The organism is Streptomyces albicerus, from assembly GCF_008905045.1.
GTDB lineage: Bacteria > Actinomycetota > Actinomycetes > Streptomycetales > Streptomycetaceae > Streptomyces > Streptomyces albicerus.
On sequence record NZ_VWMY01000051.1, the window covers coordinates 23,083 to 40,838 of the forward strand.

The 17,756-nt window shown below is 69.0% G+C and carries 16 protein-coding genes and 1 pseudogene; 12 read left to right on the plus strand and 5 right to left on the minus strand.

Going from position 1 to position 17,756, the window contains the following annotated elements; translation table 11 throughout:
* The first annotated feature begins 3 nt into the window (after window positions 1–3).
* Window positions 4–525 (plus strand): hypothetical protein, encoded by a 522-nt coding sequence (locus tag GAS53_RS56910; RefSeq protein ID WP_225859341.1) that lies wholly within the window; start codon window positions 4–6, stop codon window positions 523–525.
* Between the two features lie 499 nt (window positions 526–1,024).
* Here GAS53_RS56910 and GAS53_RS37490 read toward each other — a convergent pair whose 3' ends face one another.
* Window positions 1,025–2,152, minus strand: coding sequence for a hypothetical protein (locus tag GAS53_RS37490; protein WP_151482236.1), 1,128 nt, complete (start codon window positions 2,150–2,152; stop codon window positions 1,025–1,027).
* Complete coding sequence (gene wecB / locus GAS53_RS37495) at window positions 2,149–3,288, minus strand: non-hydrolyzing UDP-N-acetylglucosamine 2-epimerase (protein ID WP_151482237.1); 1,140 nt, start codon at window positions 3,286–3,288, stop codon at window positions 2,149–2,151. The genes GAS53_RS37490 and wecB overlap by 4 nt, the downstream gene beginning before the upstream one ends.
* A gap of 357 nt (window positions 3,289–3,645) precedes the next feature.
* Between wecB and GAS53_RS56915 the strand changes: the two are divergent.
* Window positions 3,646–3,889, plus strand: a pseudogene (locus GAS53_RS56915) (hypothetical protein); the annotation flags it as partial.
* A 59-nt stretch (window positions 3,890–3,948) separates the two neighbouring features.
* On the opposite strand, the gene GAS53_RS37500 reads toward GAS53_RS56915, so the two are convergent.
* On the minus strand, window positions 3,949–6,564 hold the full coding sequence (locus tag GAS53_RS37500; protein ID WP_225859342.1) for an ATP-binding protein: 2,616 nt from the start codon (window positions 6,562–6,564) through the stop codon (window positions 3,949–3,951).
* Between the two features lie 278 nt (window positions 6,565–6,842).
* On the opposite strand from GAS53_RS37500, the gene GAS53_RS37505 reads away from it, so the two are divergent.
* From GAS53_RS37505 to epsD, 8 genes are all read left to right on the plus strand, one after another.
* Entirely contained in the window at window positions 6,843–8,096 is a 1,254-nt protein-coding gene (locus GAS53_RS37505; protein WP_192583454.1) for a glycosyltransferase, read from the plus strand.
* A 266-nt stretch (window positions 8,097–8,362) separates the two neighbouring features.
* The gene (locus tag GAS53_RS37510) at window positions 8,363–8,917 is read left to right on the plus strand and encodes a YveK family protein (protein WP_192583455.1); all 555 of its coding nucleotides are present in this window, start codon (window positions 8,363–8,365) and stop codon (window positions 8,915–8,917) included.
* A 56-nt stretch (window positions 8,918–8,973) separates the two neighbouring features.
* A complete protein-coding gene (locus tag GAS53_RS37515) occupies window positions 8,974–9,750 on the plus strand; it encodes a WecB/TagA/CpsF family glycosyltransferase (RefSeq protein WP_192583456.1) in 777 nt (258 codons plus the stop codon).
* The gene (locus GAS53_RS37520; RefSeq protein WP_151482242.1) at window positions 9,696–11,204 is read left to right on the plus strand and encodes an oligosaccharide flippase family protein; all 1,509 of its coding nucleotides are present in this window, start codon (window positions 9,696–9,698) and stop codon (window positions 11,202–11,204) included. The genes GAS53_RS37515 and GAS53_RS37520 overlap by 55 nt, the downstream gene beginning before the upstream one ends.
* On the plus strand, window positions 11,201–12,700 hold the full coding sequence (locus GAS53_RS37525; RefSeq protein WP_151482243.1) for an O-antigen ligase family protein: 1,500 nt from the start codon (window positions 11,201–11,203) through the stop codon (window positions 12,698–12,700). The genes GAS53_RS37520 and GAS53_RS37525 overlap by 4 nt, the downstream gene beginning before the upstream one ends.
* 65 nt (window positions 12,701–12,765) lie before the next feature.
* Window positions 12,766–13,806 carry a glycoside hydrolase family 113 gene (locus GAS53_RS37530; RefSeq protein WP_151482244.1) on the plus strand — a complete coding sequence of 347 codons (1,041 nt, stop codon included), beginning with the start codon at window positions 12,766–12,768 and terminating at the stop codon, window positions 13,804–13,806.
* Window positions 13,807–13,951: 145 nt separating this feature from the next.
* Window positions 13,952–14,755 carry a polysaccharide deacetylase family protein gene (locus GAS53_RS37535; protein ID WP_192583457.1) on the plus strand — a complete coding sequence of 268 codons (804 nt, stop codon included), beginning with the start codon at window positions 13,952–13,954 and terminating at the stop codon, window positions 14,753–14,755.
* 58 nt (window positions 14,756–14,813) lie between these two features.
* Window positions 14,814–15,872, plus strand: coding sequence for an exopolysaccharide biosynthesis glycosyltransferase EpsD (gene epsD, locus GAS53_RS37540; RefSeq protein ID WP_192583458.1), 1,059 nt, complete (start codon window positions 14,814–14,816; stop codon window positions 15,870–15,872).
* Window positions 15,873–15,896: 24 nt separating this feature from the next.
* On the opposite strand, the gene GAS53_RS57780 is transcribed toward epsD, so the two are convergent.
* Window positions 15,897–16,031, minus strand: a complete 135-nt coding sequence (locus tag GAS53_RS57780) for a hypothetical protein (protein WP_263974202.1) — start codon at window positions 16,029–16,031, stop codon at window positions 15,897–15,899.
* A 16-nt stretch (window positions 16,032–16,047) separates the two neighbouring features.
* Window positions 16,048–16,278, minus strand: a complete 231-nt coding sequence (locus tag GAS53_RS56920) for a hypothetical protein (protein WP_225859343.1) — start codon at window positions 16,276–16,278, stop codon at window positions 16,048–16,050.
* 132 nt (window positions 16,279–16,410) lie between these two features.
* Here GAS53_RS56920 and GAS53_RS37550 point away from each other — a divergent pair, with 132 nt between their 5' ends.
* Together GAS53_RS37550 and GAS53_RS37555 are read left to right on the plus strand one after the other, a co-directional pair.
* Complete coding sequence (locus GAS53_RS37550) at window positions 16,411–17,202, plus strand: TetR/AcrR family transcriptional regulator (protein ID WP_151482247.1); 792 nt, start codon at window positions 16,411–16,413, stop codon at window positions 17,200–17,202.
* Between the two features lie 135 nt (window positions 17,203–17,337).
* Entirely contained in the window at window positions 17,338–17,607 is a 270-nt protein-coding gene (locus GAS53_RS37555; protein ID WP_151482248.1) for a hypothetical protein, read from the plus strand.
* Window positions 17,608–17,756: the final 149 nt, after the last annotated feature.

The following is a 17,756-nucleotide window of genomic DNA, read 5'->3' on the forward strand; positions in this document are numbered from 1 at the left end:
GTGTTGACCTCGATTCGTCAGCGGGGTTCGGTCTCTGATCGGTTCGGCAGTTCGACCGTGAATTCCCCTGCCGCCCGTAATGTCCTCTGCCGGTTGAAGGCGGGCCGGAAGGTGGTAGAGGCGCAGGCGCATCGCGTCCGGCTCGGCACCTTCGAGGCCGTCCTGGCCGTGCAGGGTGAGCAGCCGCGGCCACGTGTCGAGATCGGCGGCGAAGTTCGCGGCGAGCATCCAGCCTGTGTTGATCTGACACGACTGCGAGGGCAGGTTCGCCAGCCCCATGTCCTTGTTGGTGCGGACGTGGTCTTCGACCTCGGCGTGGTCGCGGTGCAGTGCGTCGAGGAACTGGACCTGGTGAGAGCGGGCGATGCCCCACATGTGTCGGAGATGTTCGTCGCGGTGACCGAATACCGCCAGCCGGTCTTCTGCTCGCAGGAGGTCAGCTTCTTCATGTGCCGCCGGGAGGGGCGCACGCGGCGGACGATCAGCCGCATGCCCTCCGGCCAGCCGTCACGGGTGTTCAGGTAGGTCAACTCCGCGACCTGGTAGCCCGCCTGGAGGTCGCCGTCCTGCTTCAGCGAGGTCTCCCAGGCACTTTCGGGGAGTTCCCCGATCGCCGCCTCGTCCTCGGGCGTGATCTTTCAGCCGACCGTGTAACGGACCGTGCGCCGCTTCGTGTTCAGCGCCCGAAGGTGTTCCAGCAGACCGTGGGTGGCGCCCGCGCCGTCAACACGGACCAGGATCTTCGACTGGGAAGAGTGCGAGTCTGATCCAGCGCGGCGGCGAGGACGCGGATGTGGTCGTCCACGGTGGTCGACCCTGCGTTGCCCTACGGTTCCATCGCGAGGCTCTCTCCGGTGTTCGCGCACCAGCCGCCAAGCGGGTGGAAGCCGAACGTCCCTTGAACGTGGCAGCGGCCCCTTTGTCAGTACGTCAGCTGGCCCAATTCCGCTGAATAACCGGGGTTGACTGTTGACGGCAAGACGGGCCGAGGGAACGCTACCGGCGACATACGCCGTCGCCGAGTTCACACCAACAGCTCCGAGGCGACTGCGGCCAGGGGGGCCTGATCGGCGCTGCGGGAGTGAAGGAGCAGCGCCTGATGGGCGAACATCGCACACCAGGCGTTGGCGATGTCCTGACCGCCTGAGAATAGAACTCCTCCGTCCGGTCGCACGAAGCCGAGGAGGGCCCGCATCAGCCCATCCAGACGCCCGGCCCAGTAGTCCCCCTGCAGGTATCCACGGCTGCGCAGTAGAAGCCCGATGCGCAAGGCCTGGGCGAGAACGTCTGAACGCACGATCCCTCCTCCCGTGGTCTCCGCAAGGGTTCCGTCAACCGTCTGGAGTCCCATGAGGCGGGCGTAGAGCCTCTCGACGACCTCCAGCGCCTCGTCTTCCGTATGGAGCGCCCCGATGAGCAGGCCCTCCATCCCGTAGAGGAGCGGGTGCAGCTCGCGGCACGGCCAGGCTTCCTGCAACATCGCCTCCCAGTGCTCGCAGGTCCGATGGCAGACCCGTCTGAGAGGTGCCCCGAGCACGCCAACAGGCATCCGGAGCAAGGCCGCAGCCGATTTCAGGTGATGCGGACCCGGTTGCGTCGACCAACGGTCGGGAAGTGGCGCGCCGGCGACCGCGTCGTGGGACCGCAGGACGGCAGCTCCCGAACACATGCTTTCGATGATGGTGCAGAGGCCGGCGGCAAGCTTCTCCCATGCGCCGTGCCGGGCGACGTCCCCGAAACATGCGACTCCCCGCGCTGCCATCGCCAGATCAAACGTGAACACGCCGGCGTTCCGCCAATCGGAGCGACCGGCCGACAGGTACAGCCGCGTCGGCGGAACTCCCTGTTCCGACAAGTTGCGGGTGATCCAGCCCAACGCCTGCCGACCGTGCTCGAGTGCATCCGCGGCACGGTCCGGAGAGCTTGCCGCGCCCGACGCCAACCAGGCCATCGTGGTCAGGTAGTAGCCGGTGATCTCGAGGTATACGAACTCTGGTCGCCCCTCCCGATCCAGCCATCCGGCGACCGCTCCGCGCTGGGCGCCCTCCTCGATCTGAACCCCGCTCTGCAGCAACCATCGCTCGATGCGCCGGGCAGTCTCCGCTGTCTCGGCAGACAACCCGGTACCAGTGATGGAGGGCGCCCCCGTCATCGCCGGGACTCCGTTCCTACCGATGGCGCCAACACCTCGCCGAGGATCTTCACGATCCGCTCGCCGGCGAGGCCATCCCCATAGGGGTCATGGCGAGTGGCCATGCGCGCATAGTGCACGGGGTCCTCAAGTAGGGCGGCCACCGCTGCGGCGATGTCGTTCTGATCGGTTCCGACAAGGTTGGATGTCCCAGCCCTGAGGGGCTCCTCGCGTTCCGTGCGACGGTTGACCACGAGAAGCGGTTTACCCAAGGCTGGTGCTTCCTCCTGGATGCCGCCCGAATCCGTCACTATCAAATACGAGTCAGCGAGCATATGCGTGAACGGGATATAACTGCATGGCGCCAGCACCTCGACGTTCCGGGGACGGGTTCCGTTCAGGGTCTGCTGGATCATCTGGATGACCGGCGGAGACGGGTGACGCACCAATTGGAATTGCACGTCAGGGTAGAGAGTCGCCAGCTGCCGGACAGCGCCGAAGATGGATCTGATGCCATCGGGTATGCTCTCGCGCCGGTGCGTGGTGATCACAATTCGACGTTGCCCTTCGGGGGGCGCGACCGTTTGACGTGGTTGCGAGAGGGCCCAATAGAGCGCGTCGATGCCGGTGTTCCCGGTGAGGAATATTTGGTCTGGTGCCACCCCCTCGCGTACGAGGTTGGCCGCGGCCATCTCGGTGGGGGCGAAGTGCAGATCCGCGATCGCGCCGACGATCCGCCGGTGGCCCTCTTCAGGCCAGGGAGCACTGTTGTCATAGGTCCGCAGTCCGGCTTCGACGTGAGCCACTCGCGTGGAGGAGTGAAAGGCAGCGAGGCCGGCGGCCATCGTGGTCGTGGTGTCGCCCTGAACCATGACAACGTCCGGGCGTAGCTGGTCACAGATGTCGGCGGCCCACTGAGCCACTTTCCATGCCACCTCAGCAGGCCGTTGGTTCTTTCGCATCACCGCCAACTGGTAGTCGGCGCTCATCCCGAATGTCGTGAGGGCATCGGACAACAGCTCTGAATGCTGGCCGCTGGAGCACACGATCGTCTCGAAGGTCGAATCCAGGTCGCGTAGTGCCCGAATGGGCGAATACATCTTGATGACCTCGGGCCGTGTGCCCACGAACGTGACCACGCGGATGCGCCTCGCCATGTGCCACCTCTCCTACGTCCGGCTCTAGCTAGAGATGTTGAGGATTTACACCGCTTTGTTCCGCATGCCTGAGGTGGTTCGTGCTTTCAGGCTCACGGTGTGGCCAGTCTGCGGTGGTGCCGGGGCAGGTTCATCGGTAACCGGACCCAATTTTTTCGCGGCGGGATACCCAGATACCGCAGGTGGCCGTAACGACACTTCGAGTGTTCGCCGTCACAGGAGTCCTGGCTGGAGGCCGAGTTCGGATTTCGGATCATGAGGTTGCTGATTGACCTGTGTGTCTGGGCAAGCGGGGCCCGATCCCAGACCTGCGGCGGCAGTTCAACGTGGTGATGTGGCGGTTCCGCACCGGCAGCCCGTGCCCACCACCGCGCCGCCGGGATGGCGGCCGATCTGGGCCGATCCCGGGGCGGGCTGACCAGCAAGGTCCACCTGTGTGCCGACCGTCGCTGTCGCCCTGTCTTTCTTGATCACCACCGGACAGGCCGCTGACGGCCCCCGCTTCGCCACCGTCCTGAGTCCCATCAAGGTGCGTGCCGACCAGGCGGCCAACCGCAAGAAACGCGGCTCACACGGAAGCCGCCCCCTCCGCCACGATGCGGCCCGAGCGCTTGGATGGCGCCTCGTAGGTGCATGCCGGCCAGGCCCTCTGCCCGCAGCTCACCGTGAGGGGTCGTCGTCAAGCGGGATGGCGGCCTCCTCGCGTGTGTGGACGCTGAGTTTCGCGAGCACGGCGGCCACGTGATGTCCGGCGGTCTTGGGGGTGATGTAGAGCCGGGCGGCGATCTCCTTGTTGGTGAGTCTCTCGCCCAGCAGACGCTGGACCTCCCGCTCCCGCTTGGTCAGGCCGTACGGATTGGCGCACGTCGAGGCGCGCTTGCCATACGGGGTGCGCCGCACCCCGGCCGCCCGCAGGCATTCCCAGGCGCGGTCCGCAGCGGGTCGGGCCCCCAGGGAGCGGAAGGTCTCCAGGGCCTGCCGCAAAGCGGGCACGTCACCGCCGAGGCGGGCCAGCGCCGCGTCGTACGGGCAACCGAGCTCCTCCCACACTCGCACCGCCTCGCGCCAGCGCCCGGCCAGTTCCAGGGCGTACGGTTCCGCAGCCCGCGTATGCGTGGATTCGCCGCCCGGCAACCGGGACCAGCGCAGCATTCCGCCGACGAGCCAGGGGTCGCTGTCGATGGTGACCGCCTTCAGGCCGTGTTCGGCCTCCGCCACGGCGCGGCTGTCGTCCCCTTCGAGCCAGGCCGCCTCGGCACGGGCGGCCCACACCGGGCCCGCCAGGAAGAGATCCGCCTCTTGGCCGTACGAGAGTGCCTCGTCCAGCAGCGGCCACACTCCCGGGTCGCCTCGGCGGGCCCTGACCAGAGCTGACGTCACCAAGGGCAGCAGCCGGTGCAGCGGTTGGGGATTCCGGTCGAGCACGTCGCCCGCCTTCTGGGCGGCCCGTGCCCACTGGCCCCGGTGAAGCATGCCGAAGCCGGCCGCTCCGAGGGCCAGCACGAGGAACATCGGGAGTTCGTGTTCGCGGCAGTACGCGCATGTGCGGACGGTCAGTCGATCGAGGCACGGCAGATCGTGGTGGAGTGCCGCGGTCCAGCAGGCCACCGCTCCGACCTTGCAGGCGTCGTCCGCCATGCCGTCCTCGGCCATGGCCGAGTGCCAGGCGTCCTCGAAGTTCTGCCAGCCTTGCCCGCGGCAGGCCACATTCACCAGGGCCTCACAGACACGCGAATGGGTCTTCAGCGCGGGTTCGCCCAGGCCCAGCCCCAGTTCGGCGGCCTTGCCCGCATAGTCGGCCGTCGCCGCGGGGTCGTAGCCGAGGCAGGCCAGTTGGGCGAGGTTGGCGTAGGCCCAGGCGAGTTCCCGGGTCGAGCCCTCGCCTTCCACAACGCGAACGGCGTCCAGGCCCGCTCGCCAGGCGTCTGTCGCCTGGATCGCTAGCCAGTGCATGTGGGAGAGCCGGCGCAGGTCCTCTGCCTCGCGGCGCCGGTCGCCCTGCTCATGGCGCAGCCGGACCGCTTCGTCCCAGGCGTCGATCGCCTCCAGAAGGCTCCCGGTCACGTAGCTCTCGTAAGCCTGGGCTTCGAGCAGTTCGACGCGCTGTGCGGGCGGTGCGGCGGCCGGGTTGCGCACGGCGCGCCCGTACAGCTCGGCGGCCTCCTGGTGTGAGCCGATCGCCGCGGCGAAGGCGGCTGCCCTCGGAGCGTACTCGGCTACTGCCGCTTCGTCGCCGGCCTGCTCGGCATGGAAGGCGAGTTGCGCGAGATCGACCGGGTCGACCGGGCCGGAGCGCAAGGCCGCCAGGACGCGGCCGTGCAACCTGGCGCGCCGATAGACCGGGAGCGACTCCCAAACGGCCCGGCGCGCCAACTCGTTGCGGAAGTACAGCACCGGACCGTCCGGGCGCAGCACACCCGATGCCAGGCAGTCCTCCAGCCCCGTGGCGGCGTCCGGTGATACAGCGGCGATCAACGGTTCTGTGGCGCGGGGCCCGATGACGGCCACCGTCTCCGTCACTTCCCGGGCGCGGCCGGGGAGCCGGGCTATGCGGCCCAGTACCGCTTCGCGCACAGTGGTGGGGACACCGGGGGTGCGGGCTGCCAGGACTTCCGTGACGTAGAACGGGTTTCCATGCGTGTTGCTGAACAGCTCGTAGGCGTCCACCGGGTGCCCGGCCGCGGCCGTCAAATCGGCGACCGCTCGGCGGCTCAGCGGCTCCAGTGTGCAGCGGTGGACCGAAGCGAAAGCGGCGAGGTCGCCCAGGACTACCGCCAGGGGGTGTGTGGGTCCAATCTCGTCGTCGCGATAGGTGGCCAGGAGCAGGAGGGGGATCCGGTCGATGCGCCGGGCCAGGTAGCGCACCAGGTCCAAGGTGGCCTGATCGGCCCAGTTCAGGTCCTCGATCACCAGCAGTGTCGGCTGCCCTCCGGGCTGGCCGCCGAGCGCGGTGAGCACTCCGCTGAAGATTCCGCACGGGTCCGAACGTCGACGCAAGCCCGCCTCCAGGGCCTGGGTCACCGGCGGGCCGAGCAGCGTGGTGATGTCCATCAAGGCGCCCAGGGGGCGCGGCGCGGAGAGCGGGTCGCAGGCCCCGAGCAGAACCCGGGCGCGCCCGGTACCGCCCGTCTCCTCAGCGAAGCGTCGCACGACCGCGGTTTTGCCGATACCTGCCTCACCGCGCAGCAGCACCAGCTGTCCGTGGCCGTGTTCAGCCTGTTCCAGGCAGTCTGAGAGCTCCTGCAGTACGGCGCCGCGTTCAAGAAGATCGGTCACGGCTGTCCCCAGTGTGGATGCGTCCCGTATCCGTACACCTTCAGTCTAAGGATCTTCGGGCGCGAGCGCCTTCACGCCCACTTCAGGCTCGAGGTCGTGGTCACCCAATGCGTCTCCGTGGGGCAGCTCAGCAGGCTCCGGTCCTGCACCGGCAGGCACGTCCCGGCGACCAGGCTCCGAGTAACAGCGTCGTCGCTCGGCGTATCTGGGTATCCCGCCGCGAAAGATTGGGTCGGGTTACCGATGAACCTGCCTCGGCACCACCGCAGACTGCTTGCATGCGCCCCGAAACCGACCAAACCAACCCAGAGGGGCCGTCCTTCCGCGCAACCGTGAACGGCGATGTCGCCGTCACGACGGAAAGGGTCGCGGAGCCGGCTCGGAAACCGGCCCATGCCGCACCGTCCGGTCCGCAACGGAAGCCGGAGGACGTCCCTGGCCGTCTGGGCTCGACCCCATCCGACCACCCCGAGATCCACCTGTTCGAACCATCGGGATACGCCGGGGTCTTCCAACATGCCTGCCGCCTCGGTCAGCTCCTCGGCCAGTCCGGCCGGCGCGTGGTGCTCCACACCGGGCACGAGCACGAGGAGGTGCGCATCGAGGGCGTCGACCTGTGCCCGTGCTCGTGGTGGCCGCGTCATCGTGATGTCGGCGCTCGCCGCTCCGGCGCCATCGCCCGCAGGTTCGTCAGCCGTACGCTGCCGCACCTTCACGCCGCGGTGCCACCGGGCGCGGTCCTTCACGTAGAGGGGATCGCCGCGGCGGGGGCACTGACACTTCTCGCACTGAGCGTTGCGCGGTTCAGGGATCGCCTGGTGATCTACTCACCGCACGACACGTTCTCGCGCCGAGGTCGTGTGGACGGCGCGTTGCTGCGGCTCGCCCTTCGAGTCCCGCACGCGATCATCGTCTACTCCGATGCGGACGTCGAGGTTCTTCGCCACCGTGGTCTCGAGGCGTACTGTTCTCCACTCGTCCAACTCGTGCCTGAGGCCTCGGACGATGAGCGGCTCAAGTGGCGCTACGAGTGGCGGGCCGGTTCGGACGTGTCCGTCGTCCTCTTCGCGGGATGCATCCGACCCGAGAAGCGGCTCGACGTGCTCATCGAGAGTGCTCGCCACTGGCCTGCGAATCGGCGCTTGGCTGTCGTGGGCGAAGACCGTGGTGGGTGGGCTCACTGCGCAGAACTCGCGGAGGCCTACGGCGTCGACGTCGCCGCACGAGTGGAGTTCCTCGAGCTCGCGGAGTTCGCGGCGGCGATCTCGGCGGCGGATCTCGTCGTCCTGCCCTATGACAAGGCGAGCCAGAGCGGTGTGCTCGCGGTTGCCCGTCAGCTGGGCACCCCGACCGCCGCAGCGAACGTGGGTGGCCTGCGGGAACTTGCCTCACAGACGTTCGAGGCGGGCGATCCGCACGATCTCAACCGTGCCATCGATGCGCAGCTGGCCTGCGCCGTGGCACCCGACCCCTCCCTCGACGAGAACCTGGCGATCACAGTGCACCTTCTCGCATACGGACAGTCGGCATGACAAGGCTTGTGTCTCGACTCGTCCCCGGGTCCTTCACGGCAACGGATGCGGGCGCTGTCGCGAACCGCGGCGTTGCGCGCTGGTGGCCACTGGTGGTGCTCACCACGCTCGCCGCCCTCGCGGCGAGCCTGGTGGCCTTGGGTCCACGGGCCCCTTCCTACAGTGCGACCACGAGGATGCCGCTGACGCCGCTCTCGCAATCGGATGAGACGTTCCTCGGAACCAGCCTCGTTCGTGATGCGGGCGATGCCACCCGTACCTCCTCCATGGCCGCGAAACTGCTGGACTCCCACCGCGTCGCGGTCGCGACCGCCCAGTCCCTCGGAGGCCGCTGGACGCCCGAATCAGTCCGCGCCGCTGTCGACGTCGCGCCGGTCGGCGAAACGAACATGATCGGGATCACCGCCCGAGCGGCCGACCCGGGTCAGGCGGTCCGCCTGGCGCAGACGTTCGCGGAGACGGCTCTCAAGGATCGGTGGCAGACGGTCTCCGCCGAACTGGACCGCCGAATCGCCTTCGCGGCCAGGAACACCGATGCCGATCCGAACACCGGAGAAGAGTCACGGAAGCTGCAACTGCTCAAATTCGTCCGCGAGACCGGCGCGGACCCCACCCTGGGAATCGAGTCGACCAGTCCGCCGGTGCGCGTCAAGGAGATGCCCGCAGCCGTGACGATCGGCATGGCGGGAGTCGGTGGGATGTTCGTCGGCGTTCTCGCGGCCGTCGGGATCGAGCGATTCAGGCGCCGCGCGCAGAGCGACGACGTCGTGGTCGACGGACGCGAGCTCTCGGTGTCCTCACCGGAAGTCCTGAGGAGGTGAATCCGATGTCGTTGCCTGCTCCTGGATCGCCGCCGCTCCGGCGGATCCCACGTCTCATGGGCATGCCCATCCATGCGGTGACGCTGGACGAGGCCGTCGACCAGGTGTTCGACAGTTTGGCGGACGGCCGGGGCGGGACAGTGCTGACGCCGAACATCGAGATCTTGCGACAGTACCGGCGCTCGCCGGACCTGCGGCGGATGTTCGAACACACCGAGCTCGTCGTCACCGACGGAATGCCACTGGTGGTCGCGCTGCGGATCCAGAGAACCCCGGTGCCCCGGCAGATCACGGGCACGGACATGCTCTGGGCACTGGCCGCGGGAGCAGGCGCGCGTGGGCATTCGGTCCTGCTCGCAGGGGGGCGTCCCGGCGAGGCGCAGCAGGCCGCCGATCGTCTCACGCAGGTGAACCCGGGGCTGCGCGCCGAAACCTACTCGTGCTACGTCCGGCCCGACACCATGGCCGCAGAACTGGCGGCCCTCTCGCGCACACTGATCGCCTCGTCGCCGGACATCGTGTTCCTCGGTCTGCCCTTCGCGAGCCAGACATCGGTCATGGCCGATCTGCGCCCCGCCCTGCCGGGCACATGGTTCGTGGGTGTGGGCTCGAGTTTCGATTTCATCAACGGCGCTCGCAGACGTCCCCCGGACATCGTGCAGCGGCTCTGCCTGGAGTGGGCCTGGCGGCTCACCAGGCAGCCCTGGCTCTGGCGCCGCTACCTGGTCCAGGGGGCTCCCCCCGCCGCTCGCCTGGCCGTCGACGCCCTGCGCACGCGGTGGCAGCGCGACGGGTCATCGCCGAGGTCAGCCGGCAGCCCGGCACGGCCGTGAAGGTCCGCACCAGGGTGGTCTCCAGGCCGCGCGACCTGACCGGACGCGGCCTGATCGCCTCTGCCTCGTGGATGACCGGAAGCCATCTGGTCGCCCAGGCCTTCGCCTACGGATCACTCATCTTCCTCGCACGACGCCTACCGCCCGCCAGCTTCGGGACCGTGGCGGTCGGAACGGCCGTCGTCTACATCGCGACCCTGCTGGTGGAACGCGGCACCTACGGCGCCATCATGGTGCATCCGCGTCTCACCCGGGCCTACCTCGTACGCACCTTCTGGCGCTGCTTTCTCATCGGCGCAGCACTCGCCGCAGCGATGGCGGCGTCCGCGGGGCCCCTGGTGGGTACCTTCGCGGGAGGCAGAGACGCGCCTGCCGTCGCGCTGCTCGCAGTCTGCCTGCCTCTGCACGCGATCTCCGTCACCCCCACGGCGCTGCTGCACAAGTCGATGCAGTTCCGGCGGCTCGCCGGGGCGACGGCCGCCGCCAACATCGCGTCCGCCGCGGTGGCCGTGGCCGCGGTCCTGGCCGGCGCGGGCGTCTGGTCGCTGGTGGCGCGCCAAGTGGTGTTGTTCGCTCTGCTGGCGGTGCTCACCACCGCGCTGTGTCTGCCCGGTCTCCGCCATCGGTCGGCGTTGCCGTACCCCTCCGGTGCCCACGAACACGATCGCACCGGCGATCGGTGGTTCTTCCTGTTCGGCGCCACCATGATGCTGGCCGCCAACATCGACTACCTGATTGTCGGCCTCTCCAGTGACGCGAGTCTCGTGGGTCTCTACGCTCTGGCCTTCACGATCGCCATGGCACCCTCGACGCAATTCTCGGAGCAGGTCGGAAAGGTGCTCTTCGCCGCTGCCGCATCCAGCCCGGAGACCAGCGGGGAGCGGACGGTGCAGTCCGTACGCCTGATGTCGGCGCTCCTGCTGCCGATGCTGCCGGCCGGCATCCTGCTCGCACCGGTGGTGCTTCCGGCGGTCCTGGGGCCCCAATGGGTGGGGATGGTGGTCGCCTTCCAGGTGCTGTGGGTGGCCGGCATCGGTTACGCCATCGACAACTGCATAGGTGAGGCGCTCTCCGGGATCGGACACATCGCCTTCCGCGCGAAGGTCATGGCCGCCCGTTGTATCGCCACCGCGCTCGCCCTGTGGGTCCTCGTGTCGATCGACGGGATCCGTGGGGCCGCACTCGCGCACCTCGTGGTTTTCGTGCCGTACGTGGCGGTGTACGCCACCGTCGGTGCACGGCTCGCCGGAACCACAGCCCGAGACCTCTGGCATGCTGTGCGCCCGATCGTGGCCGCGGTGGGGTGGCAGGTGACGGTGACCTTCTCCATGCTCTTCCCCCTGAGGGCCTCGGGGACGTCCGACAGCGTCGCCGTCTGCGCCGCGGTCGCTGCCGGGTTGGCGGCATGCGGGGTCTCTCTGCTGCGGCCCTTCGTCCGGAGGCGGTCACAGTGACCTGGGCAGCGGCCGGACGGGACGGGGCGCTGTCCCTGGCGCCGCTCGCGTCCGGATCGCGCCGTCACGCCATGGGCACGGCGTGTGTCGCCGTGCTGGCAGCGCTCGCGTTCGGCGCCCTCCTCCCCAGTGACCCGCTCGCGGCCGTCGCCGCGATCGTGGTGATCCCGCTGGCGCTCGGGGCTCCGGTTGCCGCGCTGTCCGCGCTGCTCGCCCTTACGGTGCTGGTGCCCTTCTCCGTACAGGACCAGTTCTCCGTCGTCGGCGGATCCGGCCGACCCGGGCTGCTGCTCGCCGACGTCCTCCTCGTCCTGGGACTGTGCCGGGTCGGATGGCTGATCCTTTCGCGCAGGCTGAGGATCGACGCGCCGCTCCTCACCGCCGCGGCCGTCGCCCTGGTGCTCACCGGGGCCCTGGCATGGGGAATCGCACACGGAGCCGCCGTCAGCGAGGCGGGTCATGAAGCGCGTCGTGTGATGCTCGGCGTGGGTGCGTTCGTGCTGGCGTGGCCTGTGGTCCGCGACGAGGCGGCCCGACGACGTCTCGAGAAGGGACTCATCGCTCTCGGGTTGGCTCTGGGGGCCTGGGGGCTGATCCAGTGGGGGTTCTCCATCAGCTACACGAGCGCGGCCGATGTCGGCGTACGCCGCGGGGTGGACCTCACGTCATCGGGCCGCGGTTCGCTGCAGGGCGGGCTGTACGCGTACCCGGTCGCCGTGACCCTCGCCTGGGCCGCCCTGGTTTCCGGTCGCGTGCGGTCGACCGCGGTGCGGTGGCTGCTGGCGGCGATCGTGTGCTTGAACGCGCTCTGCGCCTGGCTGACGTACGAGCGGACCTTCTGGGTGGCCGCGGCGGTGGCCTGCGCCGTCGTGCTGATGATGTCGGGGGCCCATGCGCGCCGGATCGCGGCGAGGTGGGTGCCCATCGGTGCCGTGTCGCTGCTCGTGTGCCTCTTCGCGCTCGCGCCCGGCGAGGTCCGTACGGCCGCGGAACGCCTGGTCTCGGTCACTCGGCTCGAGGTCGACAAGTCCTACGAGTACCGGGTGATCGAGTCGCAGATCGTCGGGGAGGAGATCAAGAGCCGACCCCTGACCGGATCGGGCTTCGGCGCCACGATCACCTGGGGCAAGGACGATACGTTCAGCACCCTGACGACCCCCTTCGCCCACAACGGCTACCTCTGGCTGGCATGGAAGGTCGGGATACCGGCGGCGGCCTTCGTCGTGCTCGTGATCGCAGCGGCGGTCGTGCGGCGGGGCCCGCCCGTCGAGGAGTGGCGGTGGCACACCCTCAGGATCGGCAGCCGAGCGGCCCTGCTCGCGCTTCTCCTCGTCAGCGTGACCTTTCCGGCTTTCGACGCTCTGGGTGTCACCGCGGTAATGGGCTTGCTGGTCGCCATCTGCTTCAGCGGTGGTGCCGATGCCACCCCGGGGAGACCGCTGTCGCCCCGCAGCGGTACGACGGAGCAGGCCCGGCTGCGTGTGCCGCGGATGTGAGGAGACGATGCCTCGTGCCGGCCACCAGGTGTTCTCGTGACAAGGGCCTTGGTCCGCAAGGTGCGTTGACGCGCCACGCACGGTGCCTGGCCGGCGCCGTGCTGAGCATCGTGCTCGTCGCCACGGCGACGTCCGGATGGGCCGGTGACCCCGTACCCGGCTCGGCGCAGCAGCGACAACACGGTTTCGCCCTGCCCACGTACTCCCGTGACGGTTACGGCGATACGCAGATACTCGAGCGCCATCTCCGCGACATCGCCGACGTCGGCGCGGGATGGGTCCAGATCACACCCACGTGGTTCCAGGCCAGTGCCGATGCCGACGAGATCACCCGGGCGCCGGCCGGTGCGGTATGGCAGACGCCCGACGACGCCGGAGTGCGGAAGGTGATCGCCCTGTCCCACGACCGCGGATTGAAGGTCCTGCTCAAACCGCATGTCGATCTGCCGGGCGCCGAGAGCCGGGGCCTCATCCGGCCACGCGACCACGCGACATGGTTCGCCTCCTACACCGACTTCATCACCCACTACGCGGATCTGGCCGGACGGACCGGAGTGGAGCAATTCGCCGTGGGGACCGAACTGGAGGGGGTCTCGGGGGACAGAGACAAGTGGCTGGGCGTCATCCGGGCCGTGCGTGCCCGCTATCCGGGGCCGCTGGTGTACGCGGCCAACTACGACGAGTACCCCCGGGTCGCCTTCTGGGACGCCGTGGACCTGATCGGCGTCGACGCCTACTGGCCCCTGAGCACGCGGCCCACCCACGATGTGCAGGCGCTGGAGCAGACCTGGAGACCCATCCGGGAGGAGTTGGCGGCGTTCGCGGCCGAGCGTGGTCGCAGGATCGTGTTCACCGAAGCCGGCTATGTCAGCCAGCGCGGCTCCACCACCGCCCCGTACTCCTGGACGATCAGCGCGACGCCGGATCAGGCGGAGCAGGCGGCCGGCTACGAGGCGCTGCTCGCGAGCTTCCGGAGCCAGCCCTGGTGGGCCGGTGTCTTCTGGTGGGTCTGGGACGTGACGCCACACGGAAGCCGGGATGACGTGCTCGATTACACGCCGCGCGACAAGGAAGCCGAGAAGGTGGTGCGCCGATGGTGGACATGATCGGCGCCGCGAGCGACCCCCGCGTGCGTCGCTCCTGCGGCTCCTTCGGAGCTTTCGACATCAACGAGAGGGCAGGTCGATGCCGCGCCCGCGGATTCGCCCCCGAAGCGGGTCTGCCGACAGGTCGCTGCCGTGGAGGTGCGTCATGCGACAGGACGCGATGAGCAACGCCACGGGCGTGGTCGAGTCGATGCGGAGAATCTTGGGGCCGCGGGGCCGCCGAGCGGCGCGGCACACCGTCGACGCACTCGCCGGCCCCTGGCTCGGATCGATCCGGCGCGTGCGTACGAACCTCCCCTACGTCGCCGTGACATTCGACGACGGGCCCGACCGGACGTGGACCCCGCAGGTGCTCGACGTCCTCACCGACCGGGCGTGCCACGCGACGTTCTTCATGCTGGTGTGCAACGCCCGTCGGCACCCTGAACTCGTCCGCCGTATGGTCGCCGAGGGGCACGAGGTCGCACTGCACGGAGCTGATCACCGGAGCCTCGCCCACCTGTCACGCCAGGCAGTACGGGCGCGCCTCGAATTGGCGGCATCGGAACTCGCAGCGATCGCCGGCGCTCCCGTCAGGCTGTTCCGGCCCCCCTTCGGAGCACAGACACTGCGGAGCTATCTCGGCACACGGGACGTCGGCCTCGACTGTGTCGTCTGGGACCTGGACAGCCTCGACTGGTGCGGTGGAAGCGAGCGGGAAGTCGCGGACAGCGTCATCACCCAGGCCACCGAGGGGACCATTGTCCTTGCGCACGACGGCCGCGCGGGCATCGACGAGGGCGCGAGTCCCCACCCCCCGTTCGACCGCGCCAGGATGACGGAACTCCTCATCGGCGGACTGGCGCGGCGCGGGCTGCGCAACATCACCGTGTCGGACCTGCTCGCCATCGGCGACGTGCGTCGCACGGTCTGGTTCTCCCACTACACACCCCCCGAGCACGACAGGTGACGCCCCGATGTGGCCGTGGACGGCCGCTGAACATGCGCACACCGGGAAGGCGGACGTGATGGCGGACATGCAGGGACCAGGACGAGACACCGAGCTGGACGTCGTCATCGCGACCCGTGACCGCCCGGCCGACAAGCTGGCGGCCTGTCTCGGCGCGCTCTGGCGCCAGAGTTTCGAGCACTTCGGTGTGATCGTGGTCGACGACGGCAGCCGGGACCCGGTGGTGGGTCGCGTCGAGGAGTCCCACCCCACCCGCCGGATCCGGGTCATCCGCAATGCGGAATCGGTTGGGCCTGCCGCGAGCCGTAACCGGGGTGTGGCCCTGTCGGACGCACCGTACGTGCTGTTCATCGACGACGACTGCATCTCCCATCCCGAGCTGGTCGCCCGGCACCACGCCGCACTGCGCCGTGCCGCCGGATCCGTGGTGTCCCTCGGCCCGATCCTTTCCCCGCCTGGGCGGCGCCTACCGCCCTGGACGCACTGGGACGCCGATCGTCTGGGACGGGAATACGCTCGGCTGGGCCGCGGCGAGAGCACCTCGGCGTGGACCCACTGCTATACCGGCAACCTCGCGGTTCGTCGCGCGGACTTCCGCGCTGTTGGCGGATTCGACGAGCGTCTGGCCAGACAGGAGGACATCGAACTCGGCTTCCGGCTCTTCCGACTGGGCCGCCGGTTCGCGTTCTCTCCTGACGCCATCGTCTGGCACGACAGCGATCGCACCCTTCGGAGGTGGACCCGCATCCCAGCCCTCAGCGCACATTTCGACGTTCTCATCGATCAGCTCGTACCCGATTCGCAACGGCTGTCGTCGGTGCGCGAGGGCCTGCGCCACCGGCACTGGCTGCTACGCCTCGCCCGTCGGGTCTGCCGGCCGCCTGCGGCTCACCGGTGCGTCGTCACTGGCGCGATCGGAGCAGGATGTCTGCTCCACGTCCTACACGCCGATCGACCGTCACTGGCGGCCTTCAGCCTGGTCTGGGATCTCGAATACACCCGCGCCCTGGCGGAGGCGACATCCACCTCCCCAGAGCGACTCCAGCCAGCCTCCCCACGTTACGGGCGGCGCGGTGCCGCAGGAGGGGAGGCAGACCGTCCAGGAACTCGTCCGTGAACGGTTCAGCCACCGCGATGGCGGTCAACTGGCAGCGTCGACCGCGTCGGTCCAGGCGGGGAGTCTGCCGCCGAGGCGGCCGGTGAGTATCTCGCCGAAGTCGCGAACATGCCCGGCGGCCCTGTCCAGTTCGCGGCAGCGGGCCAGGACGTCCTTCAAGGCGGCGCGGTCCTCCTCACTCAGGGCCGTGGGGTGACGGATGAACCAGCCGGTCACCTGCCGCACCGACGGCAGCGGGGGGCGGCGTGCCCGACGGTGCGGTGCGCAAGGTGGCGATGTGAGCGCGGACCATGGCGTAGGTGACCGGGGCGTGCTCGGCAAGCAGTTCGCTGTGCAGCTGGGTGACGCTCGTGCATCCCGCGGCGAACCGTCGCTCCACGTCCCAGGCGATCCCGGTGTGCAGCACGTTGAGTGGCCGTACGCCCAGAAGACGTATATTTACATCGTATACGTACACTTTGCGCCCGTAGGTGCATAGAGTCAACACGAGCTCCACCCGAGCGGGACATGGCACGGGCCGATCACCCGGAGGCGAGGCATGGCCAAGGAGCAGCGGAAGCCGCGACGGAAGGGCGAGGGGGCCGGAGCCGCCCCGGCGCGCCGCGCCAGCGACCGAGGCCGGTACGGCCGGCTGAGCCGGGAGCGCATGCTGGCCAGCGCCCTCGAGCTGGTGGACCGTGAAGGCCTCTCGGCGCTGAGCATGCGCCGTCTGGGTGCCGAGCTCGACGTCGAGGCAATGGCGCTCTACCGGTACGCGGCAAGCAAGGACGCCCTCCTGGACGGCCTGGTCGAGGCCGTCCACCTCCAACTGGAGGAACGTCTGGCCGCCGGCCCCGGATCCACTCCCGGCACGGCGTCCGTCGAGGCTCCCGCATGGCGCACCGAGCTCCACCGGCTCGCGCGGGCGACGTACGAGACCTGCCTGGCCCACCCCCAGGTGGTGCCGCTGCTCTCCACGCGCATGCTGGCCGTCCCGCTGGCCCGGCGACCGCTCGCAGTCCTGAGGCATCACGAGCGGGTGCTCACCCTGCTTCAGGACGCCGGACTCGACGCGACCCGTTCCGCCGCCACCTTCCGCGCCTTCACCGGCTGGGTCCTCGGCTACGTGTCCGTGGAACTACAGGCCATGGTGGACAACCCCGAAGAGCCGGACCCCTCGTTCCGCCTCGGACTGCACAACATGCCACACCAGGAACTGCCCAGGCTCCGGGAAGCCGCCACCACCCTCGCCGAACGGGGCGGACCGGAGGGCCTGGCCGCCGGACTCGACGCCCTGCTCGATCGTTTCACCCGGGTGGAGGCGGAGCGGGCCCACCGGCCGGACTCCTGACTGACTCCTCCGCGTCCCACTCCGGCAAGGCGCCCCCTCAGCAGCCCTTGACGCCTGGAACAAAAAGGCGCAGAGTTGTATATATACGTCGTAAACGTACAGCGCTCATCGTCTCTCATTCAGGAGCGTCGAGCCATGGCGCGCAGCCAGCCGGTCAGGGCAGACCTTCTCAAGTCCGAGCATCACCGTGCGCGGGCCTCGGACCGCGACGCCCTCCTGAACGCACCCCGCGCGGCCGAACTCCCCCGCCGGAACCAAGCCGCCTCGGGACTGCCCACGTACTTCCTCGTCACCACGCCAAGGCTGCTCCGGGACGCTCCGGCGACAGCGATCCCCTCGTTGCCGCTCGCCGACGACACCTGCGCCTCGTTCCCGCCATGTCGCACGACCCGTCCTCCGGCCTGATGATGATCACCGGACCGGCGCTCCCATCGACAGCGGCGCACCAGTCCCCCTGTGCATGGGGAGACGTCGTTCTCCCCGTTCACCCGTCGTACGTCGCCGCCGTCCCGGGCGGGTGAGGCGCAGTGAACACGGACCGACGCCAGAAGGCA